The sequence below is a fragment of the Microcoleus sp. FACHB-SPT15 genome, assembly GCF_014849525.1.
GTDB classification, from domain to species: domain Bacteria; phylum Cyanobacteriota; class Cyanobacteriia; order Cyanobacteriales; family Coleofasciculaceae; genus Symplocastrum; species Symplocastrum torsivum.
Genome location: NZ_JACJNU010000042.1, coordinates 1 through 2,956 on the forward strand (window position 1 = coordinate 1; position 2,956 = coordinate 2,956).

Genomic DNA, 2,956 nt, shown 5'->3' on the forward strand with positions numbered 1-2,956 from the left:
GCTTAAGAAAATCTAAAACTACATGGGTACAAAGCTGACGGGAACGATATCTCTATCTCAAGCAGAGCAAGCTCTTGCTTACTAAACAGTACATCTGTATGGGGGAACTTCAGCCTAAATGGCTAGCGGAGAAGCCAATCTTAAACCCATTCCTTCGGTCAAAGCACCTAAGGAATGGCAATGACTTAAGCTGCGATCGCACTGAACCCAAACGTACTAAAAAGTCTCCTAGGCTGGATTCCAAGGATTCACCGCCTAGGAGATTGACTTATAGTGTGCCTCTACTATGCCCAATCGCGTCGAAATTCTCTTTTCAGAAGTTTACTAATGGGACTTAGACATTTTCTAGCCCCTTTAGGGGCTAAAAACCTTTCTGGACAAGGAACTCTTCTCAAGCAATTTGAACTCCTGGAAGACGCTGACGTTGAGCTTAGCAAAGACCATCAAGTTTCTGAAATCTCTGAATATACATACTTTGAGTCAGCTCAAATACCCCCATGTCGCTTCTGGTGCCACTGCCAAGCATGCTTCAGGATAGTCTCTAAGTCTGCGTACTGAGGTTGCCAACCCAAAATTCGCTGTGCCTTCTCGCCACTACCCACTAGGCTAGGTGGATCTCCTGGCCGACGGTCAGCCAGAGTCACTGGGATAGGACGACCCGTAACAACGCGAGCCGCTTCAATCACCTGCTGAATTGAGAACCCTTTTCCATTTCCCAAGTTGAAGACTTCTGTACTTCCCCCTTTGAGCAAGTGTTCCAAGCCCAGAATGTGAGCTTGTGCTAAGTCAGTGACATGGATGTAGTCCCGAATGCAGGTGCCATCTGGGGTGTCGTAATCGGTGCCAAAAACCGAAATACTTTCCCGCTTGCCCATTGCTGTCAACAATACCAGAGGAATTAGATGGGTTTCAGGTTCATGATCTTCTCCTAAACGACCTTGGGGGTCAGCACCAGCAGCGTTGAAGTATCGAAAACGCACAGAGCGCAAGCCATAGGCATGGTCAAAATCGCTGAGTATTTGCTCCACCATCAGTTTACTCATGCCGTAGGGATTAATTGGCTGCTGAGGCTGGTTTTCGGAAATAGGAATCTGTTGGGGTACCCCGTAGGTGGCACAGGTCGAAGAAAAAACAAAGTTCTTGATTCCAGCCTCACACATCGCCTCTAGCAGCGTGAGAGTGCCTACCACATTGTTGCGGTAGTACTTGGCTGGGTGGCTTACCGACTCGCCCACATAAGCATAGGCAGCAAAGTGCATGACAGCAGCAAATTCCCGTGTTTTAAAGAGCTGGTCTAGCAGTGCCCGGTCTCCTATATCTCCCTGAATAATTTCTACTTTGAGCGCTGTCTCTACTAGATCGCGATGACCATAGACCAAATTGTCTAAGATTACCACCTCATAGCCTGCATCTCGCAGCGCCAGAACGGCATGGGAACCGATATAACCTGCGCCGCCTGTTACCAAAATTGTGGGGTTTTCCATTAGAAGAATTTTGACGAAGTTGATTGCTGTTTAATCATTTTTCCTGTTAAGGAAACTGAGAGAAGAGTAGATGCTAAGGGAAACCTAGGACTCTAGAGGTCAGGGAGTGACTTCAGCAAGCGAACACTGATAAAGCTTGGAACTTTGAGCTTCTGTTTCAAGATCAACCAACAGAAGATAGGTCCCCCTATTAAGTACCTTTTCCATAATCTACGTGGTTCAGATAGCAACCGATGCAACCATTCCAGTCCCAGCTCAGTTATCCATTTCGGTGCGCGTTTTTTATTGCCTGCCTCAAAGTCAATTGTTGCCCCGATCGCTAAGAAGATCTTGATATCGGGTAACTGGTCTTTGTACTTTTGTATCCACTTTTCTTGCTTTGGCGCACCGACTCCTACGGCTAGGACTGTTGCGCCTGAGTTCTTGATTATTTCAATGATTTTCAAGCATTCTGCTTCATTCTTTTCAAACCCAAATGAAGGCGAGTGCGAACCAACAACAATCGCTCGACCAATTTTCGCATTTACCTTTTCCTGAGCTTGTGCTGCCACTCCCTCTTTTGCCCCTAAGAGGAAGATTTTAATGTCCTCATTGTTTTTGTGATGTTCACAAAAAGCTGGGAAAAAGTCAGAACCAGAAATTTTTTCCTTTATGGGTGAACCCAAAAATCTAGAGACAAAGTAAAGAATTTTGCTGTCACACAATTTATAGTCAGCATCTGCGTAAATATTAGCAAAGTCTGGGTCGTTGTGCAGCAAGATAATATGATCGACGTTGGGGGTAAAAACTACACCATGTTCTAACTGATTCAGAACCTCGGACTCTGACAGATTGTCAATGTCTACATTCAATATCTTCACTTTGCTCATCAGTCATCTACCTTGCTTAGCAAAATTTTTACTTCTTTAGTAAACCTTACTTCGAGCCGTTATATAGGGTATCCGCATTATTGCGGAAGTTCCAAGCTTTCAGTGAATTTACCTCAGTGAAATTCTCTAGAAAGAGAGTAGATGCATGGCTACTATTTATTCCCTCACCCTTGAATGAATTCACCAGCTAATCACTCAATTCCGCAAAGCTGAATAAATTAGCCGCTAGTATTTTTATTCATTCCATCAACTCGATTCAAGTTGAGACAAATTATCCTCTTGTGAAAAGCGATCGCTTTTCTGACTTATAGGTTTTTCAAATCAATGAAGTACAAATTGATTATAGGATTGCACAGCAGTGCGCCCTTGAGTGTATTGCTGCTACAGATAGATAAAAAAATCAAGGGGAAAGATAATTGATTCCTCTTCCCCTCAACTCAGCTAACTGCTTAGACAATGCCACAGACGCAATAGCTTAAAGCGAAATGATGGCTCTTCAGTACTTAGTATGCTAAATCAACAATTAAGATGCCAATTAAGCAAGCATCTAATTCGGTAATTTTCAAAATGTCTAAAACCATAAGCAGAGCGTTTAATCAACTT

2 protein-coding genes are annotated in these 2,956 nt (G+C 43.8%); both read right to left on the minus strand.

What is annotated here, in order from left to right; translation table 11 throughout:
• Positions 1 to 485: 485 nt before the first annotated feature.
• Entirely contained in the window at positions 486 to 1,484 is a 999-nt protein-coding gene (galE, locus tag H6F98_RS14200; RefSeq protein ID WP_192219354.1) for a UDP-glucose 4-epimerase GalE, read from the minus strand.
• Positions 1,485 to 1,576: 92 nt separating this feature from the next.
• Positions 1,577 to 2,353, minus strand: coding sequence for a WecB/TagA/CpsF family glycosyltransferase (locus tag H6F98_RS14205; protein WP_192219355.1), 777 nt, complete (start codon positions 2,351 to 2,353; stop codon positions 1,577 to 1,579).
• Positions 2,354 to 2,956 lie beyond the last annotated feature (603 nt).

Bases quoted from the DNA above. Each gene is read 5' to 3' on its own strand.
- H6F98_RS14205 (WP_192219355.1), bottom strand. From the start codon at position 2,353: ATGAGCAAAGTGAAGATATTGAATGTAGACATTGACAATCTGTCAGAG.
- galE (WP_192219354.1), bottom strand. From the start codon at position 1,484: ATGGAAAACCCCACAATTTTGGTAACAGGCGGCGCAGGTTATATCGGT.